This is a genomic window from Corallococcus sp. AB049A (genome assembly GCF_003668885.1).
Classification (GTDB): domain Bacteria; phylum Myxococcota; class Myxococcia; order Myxococcales; family Myxococcaceae; genus Corallococcus; species Corallococcus interemptor.
Genome location: NZ_RAWL01000513.1, coordinates 1 through 5626, shown reverse-complemented (window position 1 = coordinate 5626; position 5626 = coordinate 1). Strand labels below are relative to the sequence as shown.

At 72.2% G+C, this 5626-nt stretch carries 5 protein-coding genes; 2 read left to right on the top strand and 3 right to left on the bottom strand.

What is annotated here, in order from left to right; translation table 11 throughout:
- Positions 1-1812 (top strand): tenascin-X (locus tag D7X55_RS34905; protein ID WP_121725309.1); only part of this gene is annotated, 1812 nt, incomplete at its 5' end.
- On the opposite strand, the gene D7X55_RS34900 is transcribed toward D7X55_RS34905, so the two are convergent.
- Positions 1785-2522, bottom strand: coding sequence for a DUF429 domain-containing protein (locus D7X55_RS34900; protein ID WP_121725308.1), 738 nt, complete (start codon positions 2520-2522; stop codon positions 1785-1787). The two genes, D7X55_RS34905 and D7X55_RS34900, sit on opposite strands and share 28 nt — an antisense overlap.
- Before the next feature lie 78 nt (positions 2523-2600).
- Between D7X55_RS34900 and D7X55_RS34895 the strand changes: the two genes are divergently transcribed.
- Positions 2601-3620, top strand: coding sequence for an aldo/keto reductase (locus D7X55_RS34895; RefSeq protein ID WP_121725307.1), 1020 nt, complete (start codon positions 2601-2603; stop codon positions 3618-3620).
- Between the two features lie 427 nt (positions 3621-4047).
- Here D7X55_RS34895 and D7X55_RS34890 read toward each other — a convergent pair whose 3' ends face one another.
- Positions 4048-4770 (bottom strand): head GIN domain-containing protein, encoded by a 723-nt coding sequence (locus D7X55_RS34890; RefSeq protein ID WP_120553158.1) that lies wholly within the window; start codon positions 4768-4770, stop codon positions 4048-4050.
- 122 nt (positions 4771-4892) lie between these two features.
- A partial coding sequence (locus tag D7X55_RS34885) for a PEGA domain-containing protein (RefSeq protein ID WP_120553157.1) occupies positions 4893-5626 on the bottom strand: 734 nt, incomplete at its 5' end.

The following is a 5626-nucleotide window of genomic DNA, read 5'->3' as shown; positions in this document are numbered from 1 at the left end:
CCGGGGGGCGGGGAGGTGCGGATGGAGCTGCGCGGAGAGTCCAACCCGTACCCGGAGTGCCCCACGCCGGTGGCCTGCCACACCTCCACGTTCGACGTGGCGGCGGAGCAGTGCGTGGAGACCGAGGAGCCGGACGGCACGGCCTGCGACCCGGGCAACGCGTGCATCCTGGGCGCCACGTGCACGGCCGGGCGGTGCAGGGGCACGGAGCGCGTCTGCGACGACGGCAACGCGTGCACCACGGACGTGTGCAACCCGCTGGACGGCTGCACGTCGGTGCCGGCGCCGCCGTGTCCGGGGGACGGCCAGTGCCAGGTGGGCGCGTGCGACCCGAAGGTGGGGTGCACGCTGGCGAAGGCGCCGGACGGGACGTTCTGCGGCCCGGAGCGCGGCTGTGACCTGGCGGACGTGTGCCTGGACGGGACGTGCCAGCGCCGCGACCCGCCGGACAACTTCCCGTGCGCGGCGGCCAGCCCCTGCCAGGGGCCGGGGAAGTGCAAGGGCTCCGTGTGCCAGCGCCCCGCCGTGACGGCGCTGGCGCCGGACTGGACCTACGACGCGGCGTCCAACGGCGAGGCGCTGCACGACCTGCTGGTGGGCCCCACGGGGGACGTGACGCTGGTGGGCTTCTTCGTGCCGGCGCTGCTGGACGCGGCGGGCCCGGTGCCGGTGCGCGCGAGCACGTCCGGGCGCCGGTGCATGCTGTGGAACGACCGGCTGTTGTGCATGGACCTGCCCTTGTCCGGGCAGGTGTCGCTGCTGGACCGGGTGACGGGAGCGCCCCGGTGGACGTTCGACCTGGCGAAGGCGCGGCCGGACTTCACGCAGGGCCTGACGACGGTGTTCATGGCGCGGCTGGGGGTGATGCAGCCGGACCGGCTGGCGGCGCTCTTCGAGGCGTACCCGGCGGGCACGTCCCGCGACACGCTGTGCCGGCAGTACTTCCTGGTGGTGCTGGATGCCTTTGGCGGGATGGTGTCCGCGCAGAAGTTGCAGGACCCGCTGCTCGCCGAGTGCAACCACCCGCACCCGTACGGCGTGGCGTCCGACGCGGCGGGCGACCTGTACGTGGCGTTCGGACAGACGCAGAACGTGGGCGCGCCGCTGTATCCGGGAGCGCCCACGTTGCTGATGGCGTTCTCGCAGGACGGGGTGCCGCGCTGGCGCAAGACGGAGGCCTTCGCCGCGGGGGAGCTGGCCATCGTGAACGGGCTTCTGCTCAACGAACGCTCCACGCAGGCGCTGCGCACGCAGGACGGGCAGGCGGTGGGTTCACAGCCCTTCCCCCGGCAGCTGGGGCGCGCGCTGGCGACGTCCGGGCACGTGATCCCCTCGCCGTCCGAGGACACCGTCGCGGGCGGCTGGACGCTGGAGGGCTACGCGTTGCCGGGCCTCACGCCGTCGTGGACGCACGCTTTCCAGGGGTGGCCGGGGCCGGTGGCGCCGGAGGTCCGGCTGGCGAGCTGGCCCACCTGGCCGGGCCAGCCGCCGGAGACGGTGGTGGTGGGCACGGGCATGGACGCGCGGGGGCCGGTGCTCTTCGCCGTGAGCGCGAAGGACGGCAGCCAGGTGTTCCAGTGCCCGGTGCCGGACGCGGTCACGCCCGCGCAGTTCCTGGAGCTGGGGCCGGACAGCCTGGTGATGATGGACGGGGCCACGACGTGCGGCGATTGCGATCCGCCCTTCGCCTACAGCCAGTCACGCTTCCGGCGCTTCCCGATTCCCGGCCTGAAGCCCGCGGAGGAACCCTGGCCCGGAACCTTCGGCGGGCCAGGGCACGACCATCACGAGGACCCGGTGCGCGGGCGCTGAAGGCTCACGGCGCCAGCGCGGTCCAGGTCCAGGATGCGCCCCTCGCGCACTGTTCCATCTGTATCGCGCGTGAGGGGCAGGCCCACCGCGGTGACCTCCCCGGGACGCGTGCGTGTGAGCCATCCCAGCCACGCGCAGAGCGCGGCATCCAGCTGGTCGTGCGTGCACGTCCGTGAGTCCTCGAAGCGCAGGCCGGAGGCCTCCAGCAGCGCCTGTCTCCGGGCACGTCCCTCCGGCGTGGACTTTCCCCCCAACTTCTCCACAGCCAGCGCGCGCCAGGTGGCCCCGGGGAAGGCCTCGAAGAGGCGCGCGTCCGAGAGCGACGGCGTGTCCAGGTCCAGCATGGGCACGCGGGCGTGGACCCGGAGCGCGGCGAACAGCAGCACACTGCCGCGCACGAAGCCCGCGAAGGGCGCACCGGGCACGGGCAGCACGTCCGGAGTGCTGCCCGGAGCGCGCAGCCTCCGCTCCGCGTCCCGCACCTTCGCGCCGGGGTTCGCCAGCGCCTGGGGCCCGTCCACCACCACCACGTCGCCGGGCCTGATGGCGAAGACCTCCGCGAGCGCCTCCGGCTCCAACGTCGCGGGCCAGACGCGCTGGGAGAAGCGCACGCGGCCGTCCCCGTCCACGATGGCCTCGTCCACGGAGCGGGGATTGCGAGCGAACGGGTCCGTCAGGTCCCAGCCCACGAAGCGGCGCGCGTGCGTCATCGCGTGTCTTCCTGCTGCGGGGCCATGCACCGGACGTTAAGAGGGGCCGCCTTCACTTCCACCCAAGGTGACACGCACATGCACTACCGTCCGCTGGGCCGCACCGGCCTGTTTGTCTCTGAACTGTGTTTCGGCGCCATGACCTTCGGTGGCGAGGGCTACTGGAAGAACATCGGGCAGCAGGGCCAGTCGGAGGCCGACGCGCTGGTGGGCCGGTGCCTGGACGCGGGCATCAACTTCTTCGACACCGCGAACGTGTATTCGTACGGGCAGTCGGAGGAACTGCTCGGCAAGGCGCTCTCGGCGAAGCGCTCGCAGGTGGTGCTGGCCACCAAGGTGCGCGGTCGCATAGGCCCGGGCCAGAATGAGACCGGCCTGTCGCGCTACCACATCTTCGACTCCGTGCACGCGAGCCTCAAGCGCCTGGGCACGGACCACATCGACCTCTTGCAGATCCACGGCTACGACGTGGCCACGCCGCTGGAGGAGACGCTGCGCGCGCTGGACGACCTCGTGCGCCAGGGCAAGGTGCGCTACCTGGGCGCGTCCAACCTGGCCGCGTGGCAGCTCATGAAGGCGCTGGGCATCAGCGACCACCGCGGCCTGTCCCGCTTCGAATCGCTCCAGGCCTACTACTCCATTGCCGGCCGCGACCTGGAGCGTGAGCTGGTGCCGCTGATGAAGGACCAGCAGGTGGGCCTGATGGTGTGGAGCCCGCTCGCGGGAGGCTTCCTGTCCGGCAAGTACCGCCGCGACGCCGAAGGCCCCGAGGGCGCCCGCCGCACCACCTTCGACTTCCCGCCCGTGGACAAGGAGCGCGCGTACAACGCCGTCGACGTGATGGATGCCGTCGCGAAGGAGACAGACACCACCGTGGCGCGCGTGGCGCTCGCGTGGCTGCTGCACCAGCCGCACGTCACCACCGTCATCCTCGGCGCGAAGACGCAGGCCCAGCTGGAGGACAACCTGGCCGCGTCCGAGCTGCGCCTCAGCCCCGAGCAGCTCGCGAAGCTGGACGCCGTCTCCCGGCTGCCCCTCGAGTACCCCGGCTGGATGGTGGAGCGTCAGAACGCGGACCGCCTGCCCCCGGCCCGCTGAGCCGGTTGCTCAGGGAGTCCCGCGCGTACGGAGTTTTCCATCATCGCTGGATGGACCCGACCTGACGCGTCTCAACGACGCGCTGTGTGAGCGCGGTGCTTTCGTTCTTACAGCCCGTCCGGGATGGCAGGCGCCGCATGACGCGGGTTCCCCTCCGGGTCCTGCGGCGAAAGCGACGCTGGGTGTTTGGGATTGGGACGGAGTCCCGATATCTTGGGGACTGCGAAGCGTTCGGTCACTCGAGCGCGTTCCATGGGGCCCACGCGCCTGTCCGACAGCACTCCGGTGCGGCCGGCATCCACGTGGAAGGTAGGACGGTCGCCCGGATGACCTTGGAGGTCCGGTGTGCGGCGTCTCTTGTGCCTCGTGGGGGGCCTGTCCGGGCCCCGGGTCATCCCCGGGGCCCGGGTAACCTTTCCCGGTCCTGCTAGTTCGACGTGTCCAGGCGCGAGCCGCCGCTGACGTCGACCCTGGCGTTCTGGGGCCGCTTGGACAGGCGGATGATGCTGCCGCCGGACGCGTCACCGGACACGCTGGAGGGAGCGTCGGCCTCCACGATGGAGCCGCCGCTGGCCTCCACCTGGAGCTGGGAGATGCCCTGGAGCTGCTGGGCATGCACCTGCGCGCCGCCGCTGGCCTCCGCGTCCAGGTGGGTGGCGCGGCCGCTGAGGGTGATCTCGGATCCGCCGCTGGACTCGGCCTCCACGTTCTTGGCGTCCACGCCGCTCACCTTGAGCACGGAGCCGCCGCTGGCCTCGGCGTCGAACTCATCGGTCGCGGTGACCTCGGCGTTCATGCGGCTGCCGCCGCTGGCCTCCACGTGGTCGATGCGGGGCGAGGACACGATGAGCCGCACCTGGCCGTTGAGGCGGCTCCAGCCCTTGCGCTCCACGCGGGTGGTGAGGATGCCGTCCTCGACCTCCAGCTGGATGCGGGAGAGGTTCTCCGGGGAGCCCTCCAGGCGGACGGACTTGGGGCCCACCGTCACTTCGGCGCGCATGCCGTGGCCCACGGAGACGCCGTGGAAGTCCTCCACCTGGCGCGTCTCGCCCGAGCCCTGGGAGGGCTTCACCGCGTCCTCCGCGTGGGCGGTGCAGGCGGTGGTGGCGAGGCAGCAGGCGGCGAGCAGGGACAGCGTGGGCATCCTCATGGGCGGCTCCGGGCGAGGCGCGAGGACGTGGGAGCACGTCCCGGCGGAATGCCCCGGGTACGCCGGGCGGCGCCGGGTGATTGCATGGAGGCGGCGAAAACCTGTCCGGCTGCCGGACAGGTTCAGGGATTGGCCAGCATCTCCAGGGGGACCCGGACGGAGGTGGTGTCGTCGGGTTTGATCTCCACCAGGAGCTTCAGGGGCCGGCCGGTGCCGTCCATGAGCTTCAGGGTGTGCCGGCCCACGGGGAGGGCGACCTTGGTGAGGGGCGTCTCGCCCAGCGAGCGGCCGGCCAGGGACACGCGGGCGGAAGGTTCGGTGATGAGGGTGAGGAAGCCCTGGGGCGCGGCCGCTTCGGTGGCGCTGTCATCCGGAGCGGGGAGGTCCGCCTCCGAGTCATCAGCGGGAGCGGCGGCCGTGCGGGACTTGCCGCGAGGTGAAGGGGCCGCCGGGTCGCTCTTGCTCTTGCGGAGGGGGGTGCGCGTCTTCGCCTTCGGGGTCTCGGCGTCGTCGGTGTCGTTGCTGGGAGGAGCCGCCGGGTCCGAGGGGGCGGTTTCCGGAGCAGGCGTGGCCTCGACGACCGCGGCGGGGGGTTCCACCGGCGCCGCGGGTCCGGTGGGTTCGGGCTTCCGGGCCTCGGGTTCGGCAGGCGGTGGAGAAGTTGTGGAGGAGTTCGCGCCCGGAGTGGGAGCACGCGAGGAGCTCCACAGTGAGGACACGCGGCCGCCGTCGAGTCCCAGGGCCACGGTGATGCAGAGGCCCGCGATGCCGAGGAGCGCGATGCCGGCCACGATGGCGATGCCCGTGCGGCGGCGGGGGGCTTCGGGTTCGGGGAGGAACTCGTGCGGTTCGGTGG

Coding starts and splice junctions, on each gene's coding strand:
- D7X55_RS34900 (WP_121725308.1), bottom strand. CDS start 2,522: ATGACGCACGCGCGCCGCTTCGTGGGCTGGGACCTGACGGACCCGTTC.
- D7X55_RS34895 (WP_121725307.1), top strand. CDS start 2,601: ATGCACTACCGTCCGCTGGGCCGCACCGGCCTGTTTGTCTCTGAACTG.
- D7X55_RS34890 (WP_120553158.1), bottom strand. CDS start 4,770: ATGAGGATGCCCACGCTGTCCCTGCTCGCCGCCTGCTGCCTCGCCACC.